The organism is Ferrimonas sediminum (assembly GCF_900100175.1).
In the GTDB taxonomy this organism is placed as follows: domain Bacteria; phylum Pseudomonadota; class Gammaproteobacteria; order Enterobacterales; family Shewanellaceae; genus Ferrimonas; species Ferrimonas sediminum.
In genome coordinates, this window is the sequence record NZ_FNEM01000005.1 from 101,942 (window position 1) to 125,936 (window position 23,995).

At 56.0% G+C, this 23,995-nt stretch carries 22 protein-coding genes; 5 read left to right on the plus strand and 17 right to left on the minus strand.

The window, feature by feature from the left end; genetic code table 11:
• Positions 1-534: 534 nt before the first annotated feature.
• Positions 535-1,620 carry an outer membrane protein assembly factor BamC gene (gene bamC / locus BLT77_RS08260; protein ID WP_176819238.1) on the minus strand — a complete coding sequence of 362 codons (1,086 nt, stop codon included), beginning with the start codon at positions 1,618-1,620 and terminating at the stop codon, positions 535-537.
• Between the two features lie 13 nt (positions 1,621-1,633).
• Positions 1,634-2,512 (minus strand): 4-hydroxy-tetrahydrodipicolinate synthase, encoded by an 879-nt coding sequence (gene dapA / locus BLT77_RS08265; RefSeq protein ID WP_090364628.1) that lies wholly within the window; start codon positions 2,510-2,512, stop codon positions 1,634-1,636.
• A gap of 267 nt (positions 2,513-2,779) precedes the next feature.
• Between dapA and BLT77_RS08270 the strand changes: the two genes are divergently transcribed.
• On the plus strand, positions 2,780-3,322 hold the full coding sequence (locus BLT77_RS08270; RefSeq protein WP_090364630.1) for a glycine cleavage system transcriptional repressor: 543 nt from the start codon (positions 2,780-2,782) through the stop codon (positions 3,320-3,322).
• 7 nt (positions 3,323-3,329) lie between these two features.
• Positions 3,330-3,797: a thioredoxin-dependent thiol peroxidase gene (bcp, locus tag BLT77_RS08275; protein WP_090364632.1), complete on the plus strand. Its 468-nt coding sequence runs from the start codon at positions 3,330-3,332 to the stop codon at positions 3,795-3,797.
• A 66-nt stretch (positions 3,798-3,863) separates the two neighbouring features.
• Here the strand turns inward: bcp and BLT77_RS08280 are convergent, their stop codons facing one another.
• Both BLT77_RS08280 and htpX read right to left on the minus strand, forming a co-directional pair.
• A complete protein-coding gene (locus BLT77_RS08280; RefSeq protein WP_090364635.1) occupies positions 3,864-4,181 on the minus strand; it encodes a cytochrome c3 family protein in 318 nt (105 codons plus the stop codon).
• A 261-nt stretch (positions 4,182-4,442) separates the two neighbouring features.
• On the minus strand, positions 4,443-5,324 hold the full coding sequence (gene htpX, locus BLT77_RS08285; RefSeq protein WP_090364636.1) for a protease HtpX: 882 nt from the start codon (positions 5,322-5,324) through the stop codon (positions 4,443-4,445).
• A 494-nt stretch (positions 5,325-5,818) separates the two neighbouring features.
• On the opposite strand from htpX, the gene pepE reads away from it, so the two are divergent.
• Positions 5,819-6,526: a dipeptidase PepE gene (pepE, locus tag BLT77_RS08290; RefSeq protein ID WP_090364638.1), complete on the plus strand. Its 708-nt coding sequence runs from the start codon at positions 5,819-5,821 to the stop codon at positions 6,524-6,526.
• Between the two features lie 45 nt (positions 6,527-6,571).
• On the opposite strand, the gene cobB is transcribed toward pepE, so the two are convergent.
• Complete coding sequence (gene cobB, locus BLT77_RS08295; RefSeq protein ID WP_090364640.1) at positions 6,572-7,297, minus strand: Sir2 family NAD+-dependent deacetylase; 726 nt, start codon at positions 7,295-7,297, stop codon at positions 6,572-6,574.
• Positions 7,298-7,547: 250 nt separating this feature from the next.
• On the opposite strand from cobB, the gene fur reads away from it, so the two are divergent.
• Positions 7,548-7,970, plus strand: a complete 423-nt coding sequence (fur, locus tag BLT77_RS08300; RefSeq protein WP_028112278.1) for a ferric iron uptake transcriptional regulator — start codon at positions 7,548-7,550, stop codon at positions 7,968-7,970.
• A 106-nt stretch (positions 7,971-8,076) separates the two neighbouring features.
• Here fur and glnS read toward each other — a convergent pair whose 3' ends face one another.
• From glnS to BLT77_RS08315, 3 genes are all read right to left on the minus strand, one after another.
• Complete coding sequence (glnS, locus tag BLT77_RS08305; protein ID WP_090364642.1) at positions 8,077-9,750, minus strand: glutamine--tRNA ligase; 1,674 nt, start codon at positions 9,748-9,750, stop codon at positions 8,077-8,079.
• A 287-nt stretch (positions 9,751-10,037) separates the two neighbouring features.
• Positions 10,038-12,281, minus strand: a complete 2,244-nt coding sequence (gene feoB, locus BLT77_RS08310; protein ID WP_245709899.1) for a ferrous iron transport protein B — start codon at positions 12,279-12,281, stop codon at positions 10,038-10,040.
• A gap of 3 nt (positions 12,282-12,284) precedes the next feature.
• Positions 12,285-12,515, minus strand: a complete 231-nt coding sequence (locus BLT77_RS08315) for a FeoA family protein (RefSeq protein ID WP_090364646.1) — start codon at positions 12,513-12,515, stop codon at positions 12,285-12,287.
• Positions 12,516-12,878: 363 nt separating this feature from the next.
• Here BLT77_RS08315 and BLT77_RS08320 point away from each other — a divergent pair, with 363 nt between their 5' ends.
• Positions 12,879-13,487 (plus strand): acetate uptake transporter, encoded by a 609-nt coding sequence (locus tag BLT77_RS08320; RefSeq protein ID WP_090364648.1) that lies wholly within the window; start codon positions 12,879-12,881, stop codon positions 13,485-13,487.
• Between the two features lie 54 nt (positions 13,488-13,541).
• On the opposite strand, the gene BLT77_RS08325 is transcribed toward BLT77_RS08320, so the two are convergent.
• The 9 genes from BLT77_RS08325 to hypB all read right to left on the minus strand — a co-directional run bounded on the left by BLT77_RS08325 (position 13,542) and on the right by hypB (position 23,986).
• Positions 13,542-14,213 carry a Crp/Fnr family transcriptional regulator gene (locus BLT77_RS08325; protein WP_090364650.1) on the minus strand — a complete coding sequence of 224 codons (672 nt, stop codon included), beginning with the start codon at positions 14,211-14,213 and terminating at the stop codon, positions 13,542-13,544.
• A gap of 87 nt (positions 14,214-14,300) precedes the next feature.
• On the minus strand, positions 14,301-15,383 hold the full coding sequence (locus BLT77_RS08330; RefSeq protein WP_090364652.1) for a hydrogenase large subunit: 1,083 nt from the start codon (positions 15,381-15,383) through the stop codon (positions 14,301-14,303).
• Positions 15,380-15,904, minus strand: a complete 525-nt coding sequence (locus BLT77_RS08335; protein ID WP_176819239.1) for an NADH-quinone oxidoreductase subunit C — start codon at positions 15,902-15,904, stop codon at positions 15,380-15,382. The genes BLT77_RS08330 and BLT77_RS08335 overlap by 4 nt, the downstream gene beginning before the upstream one ends.
• Positions 15,901-16,413 carry a 4Fe-4S dicluster domain-containing protein gene (locus BLT77_RS08340; protein ID WP_090364656.1) on the minus strand — a complete coding sequence of 171 codons (513 nt, stop codon included), beginning with the start codon at positions 16,411-16,413 and terminating at the stop codon, positions 15,901-15,903. The genes BLT77_RS08335 and BLT77_RS08340 overlap by 4 nt, the downstream gene beginning before the upstream one ends.
• 8 nt (positions 16,414-16,421) lie before the next feature.
• Positions 16,422-16,850, minus strand: coding sequence for an NADH-quinone oxidoreductase subunit B family protein (locus BLT77_RS08345; protein ID WP_028112270.1), 429 nt, complete (start codon positions 16,848-16,850; stop codon positions 16,422-16,424).
• A 13-nt stretch (positions 16,851-16,863) separates the two neighbouring features.
• Complete coding sequence (locus BLT77_RS08350; protein WP_090364658.1) at positions 16,864-17,823, minus strand: respiratory chain complex I subunit 1 family protein; 960 nt, start codon at positions 17,821-17,823, stop codon at positions 16,864-16,866.
• Positions 17,816-21,589, minus strand: a complete 3,774-nt coding sequence (locus BLT77_RS08355; protein WP_090364660.1) for a proton-conducting transporter transmembrane domain-containing protein — start codon at positions 21,587-21,589, stop codon at positions 17,816-17,818. Before BLT77_RS08355 ends, BLT77_RS08350 begins: the two co-directional genes overlap by 8 nt.
• A gap of 223 nt (positions 21,590-21,812) precedes the next feature.
• A complete protein-coding gene (locus BLT77_RS08360) occupies positions 21,813-23,027 on the minus strand; it encodes a 4Fe-4S binding protein (protein WP_090364661.1) in 1,215 nt (404 codons plus the stop codon).
• A gap of 218 nt (positions 23,028-23,245) precedes the next feature.
• Positions 23,246-23,986 (minus strand): hydrogenase nickel incorporation protein HypB, encoded by a 741-nt coding sequence (hypB, locus tag BLT77_RS08365; protein ID WP_090364663.1) that lies wholly within the window; start codon positions 23,984-23,986, stop codon positions 23,246-23,248.
• Between the last annotated feature and the right edge of the window lie 9 nt (positions 23,987-23,995).

The following is a 23,995-nucleotide window of genomic DNA, read 5'->3' on the forward strand; positions in this document are numbered from 1 at the left end:
TCTATGTAGGCAAATTCTGCAAATCAAACCCTGCAAAACCCTCCCAAACGCCGGAAAATCTCCATCCCTGTCATGCTTCGAAAGCAAGAAAAACAACAACAAACAAAAATTTATCCTTTTTATTCATAGTGTTACATGGCGCTAAAGTCATGCATAAAGAAATGTTTGCAACCCATACAGAAAAACAATAATGAACGGTATATCAGTGAATTACACCTTCTCGATATGGCTGGATTATTACGCGAATAAATTTCAACTGCGGCACCAGTCACACCCACCCAGGAAGCGTGACCGCGCGCACACCAAGGCAATTATAGGAGGAATTTAATGGTTGCTAATTCCACCGACAAGCTGGACTTTCGTGATCGAGCTTCACCATGGGGAATTTTTCTGACGCGGATCACAAAAGAAAACATTGGTTAACATATGTGCTGCCACAGAATAGTGACACTCTCGCCTTCGGTGGCTGGCGATGATCAGCACCAACAAAAACGCCCGGCAAATGCCGGGCGTTGAGAGTTCGATGCCACAGGGTTACAAAGAGCGTGCGTTCTTCTTCATGTACTGCGCAAACTGTTCATACAGTGAAGTCACCAGCTCATCATCAAGTGGTTGACCGTCGGCATCCAGGAAGCTGATGAAAGAGACGTCGTTCTTTTCACTGAGCTTAATTCGATAAGCGCCGGATTTCAGCGCCAACAGATCGTTGTCGCCCCACAGGCTGGCCCAGAATCCCTGGTTGGGATCGTAATCCACGTAGTAGGTACCCTGGCTCTTATCCAGATCTTTCACGGTAAAGCCAAGTACAGGCAGCACCTTATCCAAGCGGCTCCACACTCGCTCAAAATCGGCATTGGCAGTAAATGCTGCGTGACCGTCAGCATCTTTTCCCAGTGACAGAGCCATGCCTTCAGAATCCTGAATCTGGCGAATCTTGCGCTCCTGCTTGCGCTGGAAGTTCATGTAAGAGATAGCATTGTTCAGCATATCGATAGAGTAACGCCGCTTGTCTGAATCGGTCAGAATCACATCCTGATCCTGCTCGTCGATCAGCTCTTCGTGATCGGTCAGCTCAATGGTCAGGGCACCGGTACGACCGTTGTCCTTTACTTCAACGTTAAACTGGTAGCGCTGACGCAGACGGTACTCATCTTTACCCCAGATGGAGCCACCAAACTCTTCCACAGTCTCGATCCAGTCGGTTTTCAGAACACCGGCACCGCTGTCGGTGTCGGTGAGCGGAATCGACTTGTGAGCGAGGAATTTGGTCAGGTTTTCCAACATCTCCTGTTTCAGGTTGATGTCTTCAAACTGGTTTTCAATCAGAACGGTAACGCTGTCTGCCCCCTCCTGCAACCGGGTACCCGGTGCCAAAGGCAGCACCTGCAGCGGCGGACGAACGTCGACACGAGCCCCCATAGCCTGACTGCCTGTGGTTGGCCCCGGCAACTGGAATTCGGAGCTGATGGCAGGGGTTTTCAATTGCTGAGGCACCTTCAGGGAAACCGGCTCAGGCTGAGTGGTGTAATCGTAGCTGCCACTGGGCTGACGCCGCTCCAGCGGAGTGCTGCATCCTGCAAGTGCAGATACTACCAACACCCCTAGTAAAACTCGCTTCATTCTTTTTTCCTTTTTATAGCACGTCGGCCTGCACCAACGCGTGGCGCACCGTGTCATGGTACGCCTCAGACAATTCAGTTAACGGCAGACGCAAGGTCGCCAGAGGCATTTTGCCCATCTCCGCCAGAGCCCATTTCACCGGAATCGGATTGGCTTCGGTAAACAGCGCCGAATACAGTCCGGTCAACTTATCGTTGTAGGCTTTGGCCGCCACCATGTCACCGCAAGACGCGGCGTCACACATCGCCTTAAAACAGGCTGGCGCCACATTGTTAGTGACCGAGATGACCCCGTGACCGCCCAGTCGGATAAACTCCATGCTGGTCGGGTCATCACCACTGAACAGCAGAAAATCATCCGGACACAGTTGCTGCAACAGAGGCACCCGACTCAAGTCCCCCGTAGCGTCTTTGATTGCGATAATCCCAGGAAGTTTCGCCAACTCAGCGGTTGTTTCCGGCAACAGGTCGCAACAGGTGCGTCCCGGCACGTTATAGAGGATGATCGGCTTGGTGGCGACCGCTTCAATCGCACTGTAGTGAGCAATCAAACCCGCCTGGGTCGGCTTGTTGTAATAAGGCGTTACCGACAGCGTGGCGTCCACCCCCGCCGCTTCGCAACGACGAGTCAGCTCAATGGCCTCGGCAGTGGCATTGGCACCGGCACCGCCGATCACCTTGAGCCGCCCGGCAACGGCCTTGACCACCGCTGCCACCACCTGGATATGTTCGTCGGGATTCAGGGTCGCGGATTCGCCGGTGGTACCCACCGCGACAATAGCATCGGTACCCTGCTCAATATGAAACTCAACCAACTCATTAAGAGCGACATAATCTACGGCGCCATCCGCCAGTAGTGGAGTGACCAACGCTACTATACTTCCGCTAAACATCTTCTGAAATCCCTAGACCTTTGAACAAGCTATGGTACTTGTGCCGACCAGCATTGACAAGGGATGCCAGCCGGTTAGCCGGGGCTTAATTCGATGGGTTTTCCTCATCCCGGTTCGGACCCACGACTCCACTGGCACTGCCCCAATCCTATTTCGGATAACCTGGACTCATAAGTTATTCTCATCCATAGATTAAATTTATTGTGCTAGCATGATCGGCCAGCATCGATTCGATGGCCTTCAATCACCTGCCAATAAGGGACCACCATGACCCAATATCTTGCGGTTACGGCAATGGGCACCGACCGCCCAGGAATCGTCAACCAACTGGCTAAACTGACCGCCAGCTGCGATTGCGACATCATTGACAGCCGCATGGCCACCTATGGCAATGAATTTAACCTCATCATGCTGGTTGCCGGCAGTTACGCCGCCATCGCCCTGATGGAGAATGAACTGCCAGCCAAAGCGGCACAGCTGGATCTGCTGACCATCAGCAAACGCACCAGTGAACACGTACCCCAGCAGCACATCGCCCGGCTGGCGGTGGAGTATTCCGGTGAAGACCGCCGCGGCACCATGCGCCAGGTCACCCAGTGTCTGGCCGACCTGGAACAAGACCTGGCAGGCATGAGAACCCATGCGGGTACGGCCGCCGATGGTAAGGCGTTGCAGCAACTGGAGCTGTTTATTAATATTCCGGAGAACACCGACATCGATCATCTGGAGCAGCAATTGACCGCCCTGGGTGATCAGATGATGCTGGATTGCCGTATCAGGCGGATGGATACCAACGAAACCACTAATTAGGGACATCATGAATCCACTACAGGCGGGCGCGGATGCCCCACAATTCGAACTCAAAAATCAACACGGTGACACCGTTTCTCTGGCCGATTTTCCAGGCAAACGGGTGCTGGTGTACTTCTACCCTAAGGCGATGACACCGGGCTGCACCACTCAAGCCTGCAGCCTGCGAGATGCCAAAGCCGAACTGGCGGAACTCAATACCGTGGTGCTGGGCATCAGTCCCGATCCGGTGAAACGGCTGGCCAAGTTCATCGAGCGGGACAACCTTAACTTTGATCTGCTTTCTGACGAAGATCATGCCATCGCCGATGCCTTTGGAGTGTGGGGACTGAAGAAGTTCATGGGGCGGGAGTACGACGGAATTCACCGCCTAAGCTTTCTGATCAGCCCACAAGGCAAGATCGAGCACCTGTTCAACAAGTTTAAAACCAAGGATCACCACCAGGTGGTACTGGATTATCTGGCGGCCCACTGATTACCGCCTTTAAGAGACACATACAAAAAAACCCGCCAACCGGCGGGTTTTTACTGTCACACCAACTTAGTTAGCGGTGCGGCCGTCGTCATGACAGGCATCACAGGCTGGGTGTTGACCCACTTCCTGCTCATGCACCATGTGACAGTCGGTACACTCCAGCATGCCATCGTGAGCCGGGTGTGGCGCTTCCATGTCGGCCAGGCCGCCATGACAATCCGCACACTGGGCCGCTTCATGGGCACCGTCTTCAGACGGGGCGCCATCGGCATGACAAGTTTCGCAACCGGACATCTCTGCATGCATATCGGCGATGACATCGGCAGCAGACGCGCTGAACGCCAGGCCCATACCAAAGAACACGCACAATAATTTCTTAAACATTTATCTCATCCTCACACGCTATCAGGGCGGTGAAAAACCCGCCCCCTTTTTTTTATCCCCAATTAACCTAGTTGATCGCCATCAACCACGCAATTGAAAGGCGGGCTAACTTTATCAGTTGAAAGGGTGGAAAAATGGTGGTCAGATCAAAAAAGAACGCAATTCTTGGCCTTAGACACCTAATTTTACAAAGGATTCGGCTTCAGTTCAGAAAATGAAAACAGGCAGCTAATGCTGCCTGTTCTTTACTCTAACCCGGTATTAACCGTTGGCTTGCAATTGAGCAATCCGCTTTTCAAGCGGCGGGTGACTCATCATCAGTTCACTCATACTGCGTTTACCGCTGATGCCAAAAGCCGCCATGGTGGCTGGCATCTGGCTCTCCTGGCCACCGCGAAGGCGCTCCAGGGCTGCGATCATTTTATTCCGCCCCGCCAAGGCTGCACCGCCGGCGTCGGCGCGGAATTCACGCTGACGGGAGAAGTACATCACAATGAACGACGCCAGAATGCCAAACACCATCTCCAGCACCATGGAGACCAGGAAGTAAGTCATGTAGCTGGCTTCCTCACCACTGCCCTCTTCGTCACCGGACGACAAAACGTTACTGACGGTACCGGCAATCAAGCGGGCGGCGAAAATCACAAAGGTGTTCACCACACCCTGAATCAAAGCCATGGTCACCATGTCGCCGTTGGCAACATGGCTCACTTCGTGGGCCAGAACCGCTTCCACCTCATCCCGGTTCATACCGTACATCAGGCCGGTAGAGACCGCGACCAGTGAGTTGTTGCGGCTGGGGCCGGTGGCAAACGCATTCATCTCCGGCGCGGAGTACACCGCCACTTCAGGCATCTTAATACCTGCTTGCTGGGCCTGGCGCGCCACAGTTTCCATCAGCCAGGTCTCGGTTTCGTCCCGGGGCTGTTCGATCACCTGCAGACCCATGGAGCGCTTGGCCACCCACTTGGACATCTGCAACGACAAAATCGAACCACCAAAGCCAAACACCGCCGCCAGCACCAGTATATAAGGGATGCTGTTGTGCTGAATGCCCAGTGCCGAGGTCAGCAGGGTCAGAACAATGCCCAACACCAGCACCACCGCCAGGTTGGTCGCCAGGAACAAAAGTACGCGTTTCATCTATTCTCCTAAAAAAGACACGTCATCAATGGCCCACACGGGGTGAGTCATCCTATAGACAACAGATGGGGGCGAAATATCTCTGATTCAAGTCACATTTTTCTTAGTAAAAAACTGACTCTCACCTCGAAATTCCCGATCTCCGCCAATAAGGAGCCCGGTCTCTCAGCGATAACCAGGATGGGAGAGAAGTCAAAATTCAGAGGAAAAAAAGCCACCGTTTGGGGCGGTGGCTTTCTGGTGGTTTGGGAAACCAATTCACACTTCGAAATACAGTATATGCCACTTTCAACACTCTTCAACCACAAGATGCGGCATTATCCTACAGTTAGACTATAATGATATAACAAAATACTATTCGAACTGCGGCGAGTTGGCATCTGGCCCTATCTTTTTGATCCCTAAAGAGTTTTAACCCTGTTGTTTTTCTTCGGGACATCCGCCGATTTTAGCCTTATTATCAGGAGGATAGCGTGAAATAAGGAATTCGCTCCATGAGTCAATCAATGTTATTGCTAAGCAGCTCCCGCGTCGGTGACACCCCCTACCTGAGCCATGCCCTTCCCATGCTGGAAAAGCTGGTAAAACCAGGCAGCCGGTGGTTGTTCATTCCCTATGCCGGAGTCAGCATCAGTTACGACGACTACCAGCAACGGGTTGCGGAAGCCTTAGGATCCCTGGGATGCCAGGTATGCAGTGCTCACGAGTGTCCAGATCCGGTGGCGGCCCTGGACGAGGTCGACGGTATCATGGTCGGTGGCGGCAACACCTTCCACCTGCTGCATGAACTGTATCGCCACAACCTGATTGACGCGATTCGCGACAAGGTTAAAAACGGCATGCCTTATGTGGGCTGGAGTGCCGGCTCCAATGTGGCCGGTAAATCGATCCGCACCACCAACGACATGCCAATCATCGAACCACCGAGCTTCGATGCACTGGCTTTGGTTCCCTTCCAGATTAACCCGCATTACAGTGACTATCAGGCCCCAGGCCATAACGGCGAAACCCGGGCCCAGCGCCTGCAGGAGTTCACCTGCGTCGACCCGTTATCTCCCGTGGTCGGCATCTGTGAGGGCTCAGCCATTTTCCGCCAGGGCGATGCGCTGGTGCTAAAGGGTGACAAGTCTGGTTATCTGTTTGAGGGCACAACCCAAAAAGAAGAGATTCAACCAGGCAGCGACATCAGCTTCCTGCTATAAACGACTGCCATCAGAAAAAAAGGGCCTCATGGCCCTTTTTTGTTTCTACAGTATCTCCGTCAGCGGCGCGCTCCGGGCCAGGCAGTGTGCCACTTTTGGTACCATCTCACTGGCTTTGCCCCGCAGATGATACTGGAACTGACTCTGAACCTCAGACGGCTCGAGGTTGATCTCCAGGGTCTGAGCGTGGCTCTGGCTGGCCATATCGACAAAGCCAGCGGCAGGGTAGACCGTGCCGGAGGTACCTATCGCCACAAACAGGTCGCACTCGGACAGTGACTGATAGATCTGGTTCAGCTGCAATGGCATCTCGCCAAACCAGACCACGTGGGGACGTAGGATCTCTGCGGGAATGCAGCAGGTGCAGCAATTATCGGCCGAAAATGGCATCACCATCGGAAACACCTGCTGACTGCGGGGGCAACGCGCCTTGGCCAACTCACCGTGCATATGAATCACCCGGCGGCTGCCTGCCCTCTCATGGAGGTTATCGATATTCTGGGTGATCAGGGTCAGATCAATCTCTTCTCTGGCCTCAAGTTCAGCCAGGGCGCGATGGGCCGCATTGGGCTGAACCTGGCCATTTCCCAGCTGCTGCCAACGGGCGTTGTAGAACTCCCTCACCAACCTGGGGTTGCGCTCATAGCCCTCCGGCGTAGCCACCTCTTCGATACTGTGCTGCTCCCACAAGCCATCTTCGGCACGAAATGTCTTCAAGCCTGACTCCGCCGAGATGCCTGCTCCGGTGAGCACCACTATCTTCATCGCCATCCTTCCATCCCTGATTTTTCCACTCCTGAGCCATCTTAACCGCCGTTCTCGACAAGGGCGATCGATTTTTGACGTTTGCCTTAACTTTCAGTTTGCCGTATTTTCAATCGCATCGAGCTCATTTTTTGCCACAATGAGCATCGAATCGCAAATCCTTGCAATATCGAAGGTTTAATGTTGCGGACAAGCTACCTATAATGGGTCTAATTACAAAATGTCAGACCCCTCTGACTATATGCAAGAGACTGCCATGACGGACGAAAACCAAGCACTAAAAAAAGCAGGCCTGAAAGTCACCCTGCCACGGGTTAAGATTCTTGAGCTGTTGCAGCACCCGGGCAACCAGCACATCAGTGCCGAAGACCTGTATAAATTATTGCTGGACCAAGGAGAGGAGATAGGACTGGCCACCGTGTACCGCGTCCTGAACCAGTTCGACGACGCCGGCATTGTCACTCGTCACCATTTCGAAAGCGGCAAAGCCGTATTTGAATTGGCCAGCCAACATCATCATGACCATCTGGTCTGCCTGGATTGTGGCAAGGTGATCGAATTCAGTGACGAGACCATTGAGCAGCGTCAAAATGAGATTGCCATGAAGCACAACATTAAACTGACCAACCACAGCTTATACCTGTACGGCGTCAGTACCGATGGCAAGTGCGATCATTAAGTAGACTGGCAGTCTTGCAGTAACCGACAGACACAAAAAAGCGGAGCTTTGGCTCCGCTTTTTTGTGTCTGCTTACCAAAGCCCCTCACAAGGGGCCCTGCTAGCGTTAACCGTTAATTTTAGCCCAGGTGTCACGCAAACCAACGGTACGGTTAAATACCAGTGCATCGGAGCGACTGTCGACGCTATCGGCACAGAAGTACCCCACCCGCTCAAACTGGAATGCCTGTTCGGCCTCCGCGTTTTTCAGGCTGGCTTCCACAAAACCGCGTTTCACCACCAGGGAGTCCGGGTTCAGTACCGTTTCGAACTCCTCGGCCGCACCAGGGTTTTCCACGGTGAACAGGCGATCGTACAAACGGAACTCTGCCTCCAGACCGGCGCTGGCAGACACCCAGTGAATCACCCCTTTTGGCTTTACGCCATCGGCAGGATCTACGCCCAGGCTGTCCAGATCAACGGAACAGTAGATGGTGGTCACGTCGCCATTGTCGTCTTTGTCGACGCGCTCTGCAGTCAACACGTAGGCACCGCGCAGACGCACTTTTTTACCCAGTACCAGGCGCTTAAACTTCTTATTGGCTTCTTCGCGGAAGTCTTCACGCTCAATCCACACTTCACGGCTGAACGGCACTTCACGGCTGCCCATGGACTCGTCTGAAGGGTGGTTGGCCACGTTCAGCACCTCCACCTTATCGGCCGGGTAGTTTTCCAGCACCACTTTAACCGGATCCAGCACCGCCATGGCCCGGGGGGCATTTACGTTCAGATCGTCGCGCACACAAGACTCCAGGGATCCCATCTCGATGGTATTCTCCTGCTTGGTCACGCCGATACGTTGGCAAAACTCCCGAATCGACGCCGGTGTATAGCCGCGGCGACGCAGGCCGGAGATGGTTGGCATGCGTGGGTCATTCCAGCCATCCACCAACTTGTCGGTCACCAGCTGATTCAGCTTACGCTTGGACATGACGGTGTATTCCAGGTTCAGACGGCTGAACTCATACTGGCGAGGCTGACACTCAATGCTGATGTTCTCCAGCACCCAGTCATACAAGCGACGGTTATCCTGAAACTCCAGGGTACACAGGGAGTGGGTGATCCCCTCCAGGGCATCGGAGATGCAGTGGGTAAAGTCGTACATCGGGTAGATACACCACTTGTCGCCGGTCTGGTGGTGGTGGGCAAATTTAACCCGGTACAGCACCGGATCCCGCATCACCATAAAGGAGGACGCCATGTCGATCTTGGCCCGCAGGCAGATGGTGCCCTCTTTAAACTCACCGGCACGCATCTTTTCAAACAGCGCCAGGTTCTCTTGCGGGCTGCGATCCCGGTATGGGCTCGGCTTACCGGCCTGGGTCAGGGTACCGCGGTACTCACGAATCTGCTCCGGAGTCAGTTCATCCACGTAAGCCAGGCCTTTATTGATCAGCTCAACGGCATAGCCGTACAGCAGCTCAAAATAATCTGAAGAGTAGTGGATGTCACCGTGCCACTGGAACCCCAGCCACTGCACGTCCTGCTTGATGGACTCGACGTATTCGACGTCTTCCTTTTCCGGGTTAGTGTCATCAAAACGCAGATTACACAGTCCCTGGTAGTCCTTGGCAATGCCAAAATTCAGGCAGATGGACTTGGCATGACCAATATGAAGATAGCCGTTGGGCTCTGGCGGGAAACGGGTCTGGACAGCAGAGTGTTTACCCGAGGCCAGATCGGCATCAATGATATTGCGAATAAAGTTGCTTGGACGAACGTCGTTGTCCGGCTGGGTCATGGTTGCCCTCGACTAACTGCAAATAAAACGTATAAGGGGACTATGATCCACTATCATGGGGGTCGGAGCAAGACCCAAAACTGGCCCCGAAGGTGACTTTTTTGGCTTTTCGGCCAACAATTGCCCTCAACCGCCCGACAGATCGCCTAAAGCCCGTCCGAACCGAGCGTTACCGGCCTCGGCTCTGGGTTCGTGGCGCTCTCGACGAGACAAAAAAGGCAACCCCTGAGGGTTGCCTTTCGCATCAGTCTTGATGGGACGGCGCGTTCGCCGTCCGCATCCCTGAATTACTCTTTGATGGCCACAGGAATGTCTCCGACACCCATCTGGCTCTTCTTACCGAGTCGACGCAGGTAAGCGATACCGGCCACAACCAGTACCACGATGGTACCGATGTGGAACAGGGCGTGGGCCGGCTCAATCGCCAGTCGGGACGCCTGATAGAACAGGGTCGCGGTGGCGTAAGCCAGAACAAAGGTGTACACCGCGCTGAATGCGGTCCAGCGGCTGCCAAATTCACCGGCCATGGCACCCAGAACCGCAGCACAAGGGGTGTACAGCAAGATGAACAGCAGGTAAGCAAAGGCCGCGGCGCGGGTTTCAAAGCCGGCTGCCAGGTTGCTCAGGGTCGCGGCTTCAAAGCCAAACTCTTCGCCCATGGCGGCGGTATCCTGGGCATCACCGATGTTCAGGCCCAGAGGATCGTCCCAGGCAATACCAAACAGGTTCTCAGGAATGGTCGCCAGACCTTCGTTCACGGCGCCCAGCAGGCTGTATTCACCGCCCTCTTCTTCAGCACCCTGGCTGTAGAGGCTGTTCAAGGTACCGACTACGGCTTCCTTGGCGAAGATACCGGTGATCACCCCGACCGTCGCCGGCCAGTTGTCTTCTTTAATGCCCATGGGATCAAACAGCGGCGTCACTACCTGGGAGGCGGCGGACAACACGGAGTTTTCCGAGTCCTGGTTACCAAAGCTGCCATCGGTACCCATGGAGTTGAAGAAGCTGAGGATGGTTACCACAATCACGATGGTTTTACCGGCGCCCAGCACGAACTGCTTGGTACGCTGCCAGGTGCGACGGCCAATGGCCCGCAGGGTTGGCATCTCATAATCCGGCAGCTCCATAAAGCCCTGGCTTGCCTGACCCGGCAGCAGGGTATGGCGCAGCAACAGGCCGGTCAGGACCGCAGCAACGATGCCCACCAGATACAGCACAAACACCAGGTTCTGGCCGTTATCCGGGAAGAACGCCGCCACAAACAGGGCGTACACCGGCAGACGGGCACCACAGGACATGAACGGGGCCATCATGGCGGTCACGATACGCTCGCGCTTGGTATCCAGGGAGCGGGTAGCGGTCACCGCCGGTACGTTACAACCGAAACCGACGATAAGAGGCACAAACGCCTTACCAGGCAAACCGATCTTCTGCATCACGCCTTCGATAACGAAACCGGCGCGGGCCAGATAACCGGAGACTTCCAGAATACTCAATGCGATGTACAGGAAAGCCACAACCGGAATGAAGGTCGCAACGGTCTGAATACCGGCGCCCACACCGTCAGACACAATGGCCGACATCCAGTCCGGCAGGCCGGCATTGCCCATCAGCAGCGCGGTACCATCCACAAAAATGGCTCCGGCGACGATGTCGAAGAAATCGATGAAGGCCGCGCCGACGTTGATGGCGAACATGAAGGTCAGATACATCATACCCAGGAAGATCGGCACGCCGGTCATCGGGCTGAGGGCGTACTTGTCCAGCTTCTCGGTCACCGACTGGTAGATGCTGGGTTGGGATACCGTCTCGCCGACCAGCTCACCAATAAACTGGTAACGGCGATCGGCGATGTGCTCCGCCGGACTCAGATCCGCAGCAACCAGCTTGTTGTATGCCTGCTGGGCGTCGGCATCGCTCTGGGACAACAACTTGCCGATGGCGCGGGCACGAACGTTGTCGAGTTGGGTCAACTCCTGCTCGATGGCGGCGTCGATACCAATAGACAACACCTCGGCGGCGGGCTTCGCGGCCATCTCGGCCATCGCCTGTTTTACCAGTTTGGGACCCTGTTCATTCTTGGCACTGATCTGGATCACTTTGCAACCCAGTCTGGCAGACAGAGCCTGAGCGTCTACTTCGACACCTCGACGATCGGTGACGTCGCCTTTGTTGAGTACCAGCAGCATGGGCACATTGAGCTCACGCAGTTGGGTGGTCAGGTACAGGTTGCGCTCCAACTGAGACACATCCACCACATTGATCAACAGATCAACGTCATTACCTAACAGGTAATCACGGCTGATCTTCTCATCAATAAAGCCTTCACCATCGGTCGCTTCCAGATCATACAGACCAGGCAGATCGGTGATCTCCACCGCAACGCCGTCCAGATCCAGCTTACCGACCTTTTTATCGACCGTCACACCGGCCCAGTTGCCCACGGACACATCATTGCCCGTCAGAGCGTTAAACAGGGTTGATTTGCCGGAGTTCGGATTACCGACAGCAACACAACGCATAGTAGTCATTCGTTATCCCTCTACGTGAATCTGCGCAGCCAGACGATTGTTCAGGCACAAGCTTGCACCCCGAACTTTAAGTTGTACTGCGCCACCCAGCGGTGCCGAACGTACCATCTGGACTTCACTGCCTGTCGTGAAGCCCAATGCCATCAAGCGACGCTTCAGGGTCAGAGGCATGCTCTGATCACCCAAACGTTTCACACTTGCGCTTTGTCCTAACCCCAACTCCGATAAAACCATTGTGCTACCTGTATCTAAATGGGAATTGATTTCATTTACAGTCAAGTATACACAAGGAAATGCAAAAATCCTTGACCTAGCTCGCCGTTTTGCACGTCAAATAATAATAATTCCTATTTTATTAACGTGTTCGACCTATTTTTTTCTTGCCACCCTGCCCAGTGAATTTCCAACGGAGAAACTGGGATCTGGATCACAAGCCAAAAAAGAGAGGGCGAATGGAATTCAAAGTTTTGAGACTCCCCTCAATTTGCTCGTTCAGCCGTGACCCCTGTCACATCGAAAAATCAAATGACCATTTTATAATCCGCCCTTAATTCAGGCGTTTGCGCCACAATTTATTAACACAGTTTAGGTAAACTCATGACACAAAAGATTGCAAACCCGGCTCCACTGGGGCTGATGGGGTTCGGCATGACCACTATCCTGCTTAACATCCACAACGCAGGATATTTCCCTATCGATAGCATGATTCTTGCTATGGGTATCTTCTTTGGTGGCATCGCCCAGATCATTGCCGGCATTATGGAGTACCGCAATGGCAATACTTTTGGTACCACGGCCTTTACTTCCTACGGCTCTTTCTGGCTGACCCTGGTGGGCCTGATTCTGATGCCTAACATGGAGATCGGCGTGGCTGGCAGCCCGCACCACTTCATGGGCTGGTACCTGAGCTTGTGGGGCCTGTTTACCGGCTTTATGTTCATTGCTACCCTGGCCAACTACCCTCGCGCCAAGCAGTTTATCTTCGGCAGCCTGACCGTGCTGTTCTTCCTGCTGGCGGCCCGCGATTTCACCGGCAGTGCCCTGATCGGCACCATCGCCGGCTTTGAAGGTATCCTCTGTGGTGCCAGCGCCGTTTACCTGGCGATGGCCACCATCATCAACGGCGAGTATGGTCGCACCATCATGCCCATCGGCGAGCTCAAGCGCCCTGCTGCGGCCCAGGCAAACGTGGCCATGGCCCACTAATTCGCTTCCTGAACAATAAAAAACCGGCTCAATGAGCCGGTTTTTTTTTTCACTTCAGTCGTCATCGCCTTCCAGCAGGCCCCTAAGCACATCTGGCTCAGGCACTCGATAACGGCCGCGGCCTAACCGAACCAGATGGCCATCTTTAATCAAGGTATTGAGCAGCGACGACGCGGTCTGTCTGGTGGTGCCGATCAGCAGGGAGATCTCCTCCATGTTGAGGTCACATTCAAACTCGGTGCCCGCTTCGGTTTGCTTGCCCTGTTCGTCCGCCAGAGATAACAAAAACTCCACCAACCGGTAGCGGACATCGTGGAACATGATCCCCTCGATGACATCCAGAGTCCCCCCCAACACCTGACCGAGGATCCCGGTCATCACCAGCGACACTTCGGGAAAGCGAACCACCTCTTCACGAAACCGCGCCACACTGATAGCCATGATAGTGGCCTCCTTACAGGCCTCTATCATCACCCGGGTATGGGTACTGAACAGATCCCCGGGCTCCAGAAAGCACAAGGTAAACTCTTTCCCCTCATAGGAGAGGAAGATCCGCAATCGCCCGGACACCACAATGAAGACCTCATTGCTTTGCTGGTCCGGCGAGCTCACCAGGTTGCCGCGGGCAAACTGACGAGCCTGAAAGCCGGAAAGAAAACCTTTGTATTGAGGCGCCTTTAACAGCTCAATCATATTGAACTTGGACAGTCTCATTTTCGATTGCACCACCGCACTCCTGTATTCGCCCTTTATGGGATCTGGGCCGTTAACCGCTTGGCGGGGCAGCGGGCTGCCACCGCGTTCGACGACGGACTATCGTTCTGTGCATGAGATACAGGGGTCGATGCTGTTCACCATTAACGGCACATCGGCGATCTTCTCCCCCGCCATCATGGTCTGCAGTGCATCCCAGTTGGGGTAGCTGGGTACCCGCCATTTCAGGCGCTCCGGTTTGTCACTGCCGTCGGTGCGCAGATAATAAATTAACTCGCCCCGGGGCGCTTCACTTTTTGCGATGGCTTCTCCGGCGGGAATGCTGGGCAGGGCCGTGATGGCAATGGGCCCCTGAGGCAGCTTGGCCAAACATTGCAAAATCAAATCCAGTGCCACCAACACCTCATCGATACGAACCATGGCCCGAGACCACACATCGCCACCGCTGCGGGTCTGAATCTCCATGTCCAACTGGTCATAGATGGCGTAACTGGCCTGAACCCGAACGTCGTAGGCCAGACCGGAAGCCCGGGCCACCGGCCCCACCAGACCGTAGTCCTTTACGTCCTCCAGAGTCAGCACACCAACCCCCTGGGTCCGCGACACAATGAAATGGTCGCTGTCATACAACGCCTTGATCTCCTCCACTGCCGGTATCATTCCCTGAACCTTATCAATCAGGTACGCCACTTTGTCGGCATCCAGGTTGTATTTCACCCCACCTATGCAGTTGGCGCCAAGATCCATGCGGTTTCCATACACGGTCTCCTTAACGTCCTGCATCACCTCCCGGGTTTCCAGCACGTGCATAAACAGGGAATCAAAGCCGATGATGTGGGCCATGATCCCCACATTGAACAGGTTCGACGCCACCCGCTTAACCTCATCGGCAATCACCCTCAGGTACTGGGCCCGCAGCGGCACCTCGATGCCGCCAATGGTTTCCAGGGCCATGCAGTAGGTGGTGGGGTGACTGTTGGAGCACAGGGAACACAAACGTTCGGTCAGGGTGATGTTCTGATAGAAGTTTCGCTTTACCGCCAGATACTCCAGGCCTCGATGCACATGACCGGCGGTAATGTCGATGCCCTTGATGGTTTCCCCCTCCACCTCAACCTTGAAGTACATCGGCTCTTCCAGGGCCACATGCAATGGGCCCACAGGTACCTTATAGCTGCTCATTGCGCGTCTCCCTTGGTGATCATGATTTTCTCCCACAACGCCTTGGTGCTGGCGGCGTTAACCAGGTCGGAGTAGGGGATGAAACGTTGCAGCACCGCCGGGTCGATGTTTTCATCGATGAACAGGCGCCGAGGATTCGGGTGACCGGTCACCTCGATCTGATACAGCTCCATAAATTCGCGTTCGTTCCAATCGGCATTGCGAAATACACCGGTCAGAGACGGGATGGTGCGAGGCGCGGCGGCCACCGTCACTGTGGCGGTCAGGGTATCGCCATCCAGATCGAAGTGATAGGCAATCTCCAGCCCATCGGGCTGCTGCTTAATCTGGTAGGCAGTGATGGTGCTGAGCCGCCCGCCCAACACCTTGATCAAGCGTGCCATGGGCAGAATCTGCGCCGCATCACTCAGTCGGCACCAGGCCACAGTCACACCTTTGCCGTTGGTGCTCTGGGACCAGTCGACCGGTTGTCTGAGGCTGTTACCCAGGCTGGCGGCCACACTTTGGAACATCGGGGTCATAGCAATTCTCCTTTGGTCAACTGCCGAGCCGAGCGTTGGCGCCGGCAGTCCGGACATAAGCGGGACAGGGATTCAATGGCGGCGTTGGAACCGGCATACGCCCGGCCAATCAGGCGCTCGGTGGTAGGAACCATCGCCACCTGACAGCCTTCACAAGGCAGGCGCCGCACCACGCCCTGCTCCACCATGGTGTACTTCTCCTGCTGCGGGTGCGCCAGGTGCCAGTCCTGAGTCATTCGAATCGCGCCGGGGACACAGTAGTGCTCGCACAGGCCACAAAAGGCGCAGCTGTTGTGCCACAGGTGAAACTTCAAGCCCGCATCGGTCTCCTGAAAACGGATGGCGCCACCGGCACACACGTACTCACACATGCGACAGCCAGTGCAACGACTGGCATCAAACTCGATGCGGCCCCGCAGTGCCTTCGGCGTAAAGGTGTCGCCGAAGGGAAAGGGATCCGTGGACGGCCCTTTGAGCAGATTTCGAAACAGCAGTTTTACAATTCCCATGGGACCTCCTATAGCCGGGTTTTCCAGATTTCAATCGCCTGGGCAATGCCTTCGATGATCGCCTGCGGCCGCGGCGGACAGCCGGGCACATTGACGTCCACATCGAAATAGCGATCGATAGGCCCTTCGATGGCATAGCTGTCGCGGAACACCCCACCGGAGATGGGACAGATCCCCACCGCCACCGTCACCTTGGGATCGGGAATTTCGGCGTACACCCGCAAGACCTTGTCTTTAACCCGGGCGGTCAACGGCCCGGTGATCAGCACAATGTCGGCGTGCTTGGGACTGCCGCAATACTGGCAGCCGAGACGCTCCACGTCGTAGCGGGGAATGCAGGCGGTAGTTGCCAACTCCACGTCACAGCCGTTGCAGGAACCGGCATTAATGCGGTACAACCAGGGCGAGCGTACCGCCGTGTTGGAAAACAGTTTCATAGATACCTCTCGCTCATGCGGCGGCCACCACCAGAATCAAACTCAGCACCCCGAGCAGCTCCGGCCATTTGAAATAAAAAATAAACGCCTGATCCATCCGCATTCTTCCCACCGACGCCCGCAGCGCCGTCTTGGCCACCAGAAACAGGCCCAGACATTTGAGCAGGTGCGTCAACAGCGGCCACAGCCCCTCCCCCACGGACGGCCAGAACATCACCACCCCCAGGCTCAGCACCAACATGGTTTTCAGGGTCGACATCAACTTGAACATCGCCAGTGCCGGTCCGGAATACTCCAGCAAGGGGCCTTCAAGAATCTCCGACTCCGCCTCAGGAATATCGAACGGGGCCACCCCCAGGTTGGCCGGTATCACGCTCAGAAACGCCAGCAGGGCTGGCCACATCAACGGGTCGGTAATGTAGGCGCCGTGGCCCTGTTGCCAGGCCACCACCTCATTCAGCGACAGGCTGATCGGCTCACCCAGACCCGCGCCGGTACGAATGGCCACGCTGATCAGCACCAACAGCAACGGGCCTTCGTACGCCAGCATCAACGACATCTCACGGGAGAAGCCGATGGCACCGAAGGTCGAGCCGGACGCGGAGCCGGCCAACATGATGACAATGGCCGGCACCGCCAGCAGATACAGCAACACCAGCAAGTCCCCCAGCGCCTGCGGCGGCTGATACATGCCGGGAATGGGCACCAGGGCGACGGCCACCATCATGGCGCAGACACCGGCCGCCGGCAGGTACAGAAACAGCCCGGTCATCGCCTGCTCCGGTACCATGGATCGCTTTTGCATCAACTTGGCAATGTCATAAAAAGGCTGCAGCAGCGGTGGGCCGATGCGCCGCTGCAGACGCGCCACCACAATCCGATCTACCCCTTTAAACAGCAGCCCGACGAACAAGGCGCCCATCCCCAGCGGCAATACCCACAGGGGTGACAACAAGGCCAACAACTCACTCATGGTTCACTCCTTGAGATGGTTTGGTTCGTGTGATGGCGCGGATCAGCGCCTTGGGGGACTCATACAGGCTGGAGGCCGGCAGGTGAGCCTGTGCGGCATCGATGTCCTCAACCCCGCAGGCGTGCAGATGCACCCGCTGCCGCTGAGGGTTACTGAGGCGATAGAAGCCCCAACAGCCCCAGGCCAACAGCGCCATTGCCAGCGTCAGGGTCGCAGGGTGCCAGCCGCCATTGCCCGGCAGACCGCCAAGCCAGCTGACGCTGATGCTTGCCATCCCCAGGGAGTCGATGACCGCCGCCACCGGCACCAGCACCATGCCGGGAAACGCACCGACGATCAGGCTTACGGCCATCAACGCCAGCATCGGCAGGCGCATGGACCAGTCCGCCTCCTTGAGGTGGGCCACCTTGGGGTTGAGCTGGCCCATAAAGGCCACATGGGCGAACTTCAGTACCGCCGCCAGGGTAAACAGACTCGACATCAGCGCCGCCAGGCCCAGCAGGTAATGCCCGGACTGAAAGCTGGCCTGATAGATCAGCCATTTCGACGCGAATCCATTCAGCGGCGGCACCCCGGACAGAGACAGGCCGGCAAACAGGAATACCCCAAAGGTCACCGGCATCCGCCGCCCCAGGCCACCGAGGTCGTCCAGGCTCTCCAGATGGGCCTGGGCCAAAATCACCCCTGCGGCCATAAACAACATGTTTTTTAATAGCATGTGGTTTACGAAATGCATCAAGCCACCGGCCAGCCCCAGGGGCGACAGCAGGGCGATGCCGAGCAGCACGTACCCCAGTTGACTGACGGTGCTGTAGATCAGCAGCCGCTTTATCCCGGTTTGAACCATGGCCATGGCCCCGGCATAGAGCAGGGTTACTGCCGCGATCACCGCCACGCCATACGCCAGCCAGGGCAGCTCGGCAATGCCCCCCAAACGGGCGGTCAGCGTGGTGACGCCCAAAGCGGTAAGGAACTTCAACACCCCATAAGGACCGCTTTTCAACAGCACCGCCGAAATGTATCCACTGACCGGCGTCGGTGCCGTCGGTGGGTGCATCTGCACATCGATGCGCAGCGGCAGTTGAGCCGCCTTCATCAACAACCCGGCCATCACCAACACCAGAGCCAGCGCCAGCCAGGAGACCGGCATAAAGGCGGTGGCGGCCTGAAGCGCCTCGAAGCTGAATGAACCGCTGTAGGCGGTCAACATCACCACCCCCAGGAACAGGGCACTGGCTCCCACCAGATTAAACAGGAAGTACTTGAAGCCTTCGCCCAGGGCTTCCTCGCTCTCCTCATGAATGATGACGAAATACAGCGTCCAGCTGCTCATCAGCTCCCAGAAGGCAAAGAAGTTAAACAGATCCTCACTGGCGGTGACCCCCAGCAGGCCGCCGATCATCATCAGGAAAAAGAAGCTGAACCGGTGCGGGCTGTGGCTGTGGGCCATGTAGCCCTTGGCGTAACACAGATTCGCCAACCCCATGGCGGTAATCAATATCGCAAACCACCAGGACAACAGGTCATAGCGCTGCGACTCCAGCAACACGCTGGCCAGCGCCAGGGCCATCACTCCCAGGGCGGCCCAGCGGCTGCCAGGCAACTGCCAACGGCCCATCAGGTACACCACGATGGCTCCGCCACAGGCAAACAGGGCACTCAATGGCCAGGCCATGGTGAGCGTCGGCACACTGACGTTGCCCGGCGGTGGCACCAGCAGCGCCGCCGCCGGACGCACCCAGTTCAGGACCGCATCCGGGAACAGCCCCCCCAACAGCACCAGGGTCGCCAGCACCACCAGAGCCAGCAACATCGATGCCGGAGCGTCGCTCACCCTGGCACTCCCCTTCTGGAAATACAGCACCCGAAACAGGCGCAGGTAATACACGGCACCGATGAGGCTGCCCAGCAGAATCGTCGCCGGCAGCAGCAACTGGCCGGCGGCAACGGCGGCATAGATCATCATAAATTTACTGAAGAAACCGCTAAACGGCGGCAACCCCATGATCGCCAACAGACCCACGGCCATACACAGGCCGGTCACCGGCATCTGCCGCGCCACACCCGCCAGCTCCGACAGCTGCTTACTGCCGGTGCGATAGATAAAGGCGCCGGCGGCCAGAAACAGCAGACTCTTAAACAGGGCATGATTGGCCAGGTGCGCCAGCCCGCCCACCAGGCTCAAATAGGTTCCCAGCCCGAGGATGGCGGCAATCTCCCCCACCTGAGCCAAGGTGGAATAAGCCAGCATCCGTTTCAGGTTGTCCTGCCTGAGCGCCATGATTTCGCCATACAACAGGGTAATGACCCCAAGCAGACTCAACAGCAGACCAAACACACTCCAGTCACCGATCCGCCCCATCTCCATCAGGGTCGCGGTGCCAAACACCATCATGCCCAGTTTCAGCAGACCAAACAGTCCCGCCTTAGTGAGAATCGCCGACATCGGCGCCGAAATCGAGGACGGTGCCACCGGGTGGGCATCGGGCAACCAACTGTGCAGGGGCCACAGGCCAGCCTTAACCCCCAGTCCCAGCATGAAACACCCCAGGGCGACCCAGGCCACCGAAGGCGACAGCTGCGACACCCCGGCCGAGATCGCCGCAAACTCAAAACTGCCGACCTGAGCATGCAGCAGCAAAATGCCAAAATGCATCACATAGGCGCCACTGGCGCACATCAGGAAGTACTTTCTGCCGGCGCGCAGGGCAGAATCGCTCTGTGGGTGGATCACCAGCAGATACGAGGTCCAGGTCATCAGCTCCCAGAACAGGTAGAAGTTGCCCAAGTTGTCGGCCGTCGCCACCCCGAGCAATGACCCCAGCATCAGCATCAAGAAAAAGTAGTAGCGATTGCTGTGCGCCTGCTGCTTCATATAAGCGGCGGAGTACACCACCACCATCAGCATCACCAGGGCAAACAGCACCGCAAACAGCCAGGACAAACCATCAAGGTCGGTCTGATTCCACACCAGCACCAGGGTCAGCGCCGCTATGCCCTGAGCCAGCCAGTCTCGCAGCCGGTGGCTAAAATGGCCAAACAGATAGAGACCAAAACCACTCAGGTAGGGCAGCAACACCAATGGGTGCCAGGGGGTTTCAAACGTCGGCAGGCCATCGGCCGCGGTCAGTCCCAGAGACTGCCCAATCCCGTGTAACAAAGGCTCGGGATCCAGGCTCAGCAGCACCGTCAGTGCCGCCAGAGCGACCATCAGCAGCCAGGTACGGCTGCCAAACGCCCACTCCCGCCAGCGCTGACCGTCCGATTGCTGTCCAAAGCACAGGGCCTGAATCACGGTGATGGTGTACACCGCCGCCACCACACTGGCCAGCGTCGCGGTTAAAGCCACAGCCCAGTGGCCCTGATCCACCGCCGAATACAGAATAATAAACTTGCTGAACGCTCCCTTGAACGGCGACAGCCCCATGACCGAGAACAAGCCAAAGCCCAGCAATAATCGGGTCAGCGGCAACTGTGGCGCCACCTTGGCCACGTCGGTCAATTCGGCGCTGCCAGCGCGGCGTATCAGCCGCCATGCCGCCACGATCACCAACAACCGCATCACCAACTGCAGCGACAGGTGGAACCAGGCGCCGGTCTCCCCCAGGGTGGTGCCCAGCCCCAGGCCCAGCCCCAGATACCCCATCTCGGCGATGGTAGAAAACAGCAGCAACTTACCCAGGTTGCGGTAGTGCATCCAGGCCCATAACTCACCGATTAATAACAGCGCGGCCCCTCCCCAGGCCCACACCGATAACTCACCCATAGCAATCCTCATCCAAGCAACAATGCTGTAGGGCCAGTGTCCGGTATGGCGACGGGGATTTCTGTCAGCGAGCCGACAGCCGCAGCGGTATGTTGCCTAAGCGTTGCACCCATCACGCTTTTACTTCAGAGCCATTTGTCGACCGCCAATAACAAAAAAAGCCCGAGCCCCTTCACGGGACTCAGGCAAGGCTCACACAGAGGCACTCAATAAACGATTGGGATCAGTGGCCGATCTGATGGATGTATTTCATCAGCTCTATTCGGGTCGCATCGGTCACCTGGCTGTGCCAGAAACCACCCACATAGGCCACCAGAGGCACAGCAAACATCAATAACAACAACATAATGAGCACCCCCCGAGCCGACAGGGTTTGTCCCCAGCGGGTCGAGACCTGCAGCGCCTTTTTCTTAGGACAGGCCGCCACACAACGCATGCAGGCCTGGCACTCATCGGAGCGAACGGTGTTCTCGGTATGCACCTGGATTCGTGCCGGACAGGCCCGGGTGCATTTATCGCACTTCATTCCCTTAGACTGAATCAAGCAGTGGGCAGTGTCCCGACGAACCTTAAACGGACTCAGGAAACTCAACAGCCCCAGCAATGCGCCGTAGGGGCACAAGTAGCGACAAAACGCCTGCTGCTGCCAGGCAGCCAAACCAAGAATCACCGCGATAACCACCATGGCGAGCACACTGGGGTTGGCGAAAAACAATCCCATCTTAAGGTCGGCTATCTTTTGATAATTGCCATTGAGGTAATAGGGCAAAGAATCTGCCGGCATACCAATAACGATGTAAAACAACCCCAGCAATAAAAGGTATTTCAGCATTCTCAACGGCCAATCCAGCCATTTTGGCGCCAAATAAGCCCCTTTGATAAAACGTACCCTTAAATCGTATAAATATTTACCAGCCAGGCCCAACGGACAAATCCAACCGCAAAAAGCACGCTTGCAAATTAACCCGCTCAATAATACCGAGGTCAACATGACTGCCGCCGCCGGGTGATTTTGGTCCCACAGATTCAGCATGATGATGGCTTTTAACTCAATGCCACCGGCAATCGGCAAAAACGCATCCACCACATCCGGGCGCCCCAGACCGGTTTCCAATCCCTGGCCCAGCAAGCTGTAATACACCACATACTGAACCCCAACCAGCAACATCGCCAGTGACATCAAATGATGCACCCAGTCCCTTAGACCATTCTCCCGTCCCTGCCCCCGGGCAATTTCCGGTCGCCAATGGTGCAGCGCGGCCAGGGCCAATAAGGCCACCGCCGCCCCCAACAACAACGGCCAGTACAGGGTGAGCACTAACGCGGTCACCATTAAGGCCGCGGTTAACACCAGTCCCCACTTCTGGTTACTCCAATAGAGCAGGCTCAGAGAAAATACCAGGCCAAACATCAGAGTGATGGATTCAATAACAGTCATAATTCATTTCTTAATAACAAGTCGTATTAATATCGAGTCTAAATAAGTCTTATCGTTCAGTACTCAATGCCCATTCGTGACCAAGATCAACAAAATAAAACCAAGAATAAATAAACAAAAAAAGACTATAAAGAACACCAACAAGCCTTATTTTAGGCAGCACAGCAAGCACTCAAGCAATAATGACTGAGCGCTTATTTAATTGCCGATTATTTACCCTATCTTTCCACTAATTCCGCCAACCACGCCAACCAGTCTTCCAACCCCTGTTCGGTTTTTGCCGACACCTGCCACGCCGGCTGCGCCAGCCCCAGCTGCGCCAGGTTGGCCTGGGCCAGACTGGCATCAAAGTCGTCGAAGTGGGCCAGCAGATCGATCTTGGTGATCAGCACCCGATCGGCGCTGCGAAACATCACCGGGTACTTACAGGGTTTGTCGTCCCCCTCGGTAACCGACAGCAACACCACATCCTGATGCTGCCCCAGATCGAAACTGGCAGGGCACACCAGGTTGCCCACGTTCTCAATAAACACCAAATCCAGCTCCGACAACGGCAGATAATGCAGGGCGTTATGCACCATATGAGCGTCCAGATGGCAAGCCATGCCAGTAGTGATCTGCAGTACAGGCACCCCATGCTTACGAATTCGGGCCGCGTCGTTCTCCGTCTCCAGATCCCCTTCGATCACCCCAACCCGAATGCCCCTCTGTGCCAGCTTCGGCAGACACGCCTCCAGAAGCCGGGTTTTACCGCTGCCCGGTGAAGACATCAGATTGATGGCCACCACCTGATGCTGATCCAGATGCTCGCGGTTGTGCATCGCCTGATGATCGTTTTCGTCCAACAGGCCCTCCAGAACCTGAATGGTTCGCCGTCCCTGGCTGTGCTCCAGTTTGCCGCCCGCCTCCAGCAAGTGGCGATTACCCGACGTCACATTGCACCCACAGTTATTACACATGACTGACTC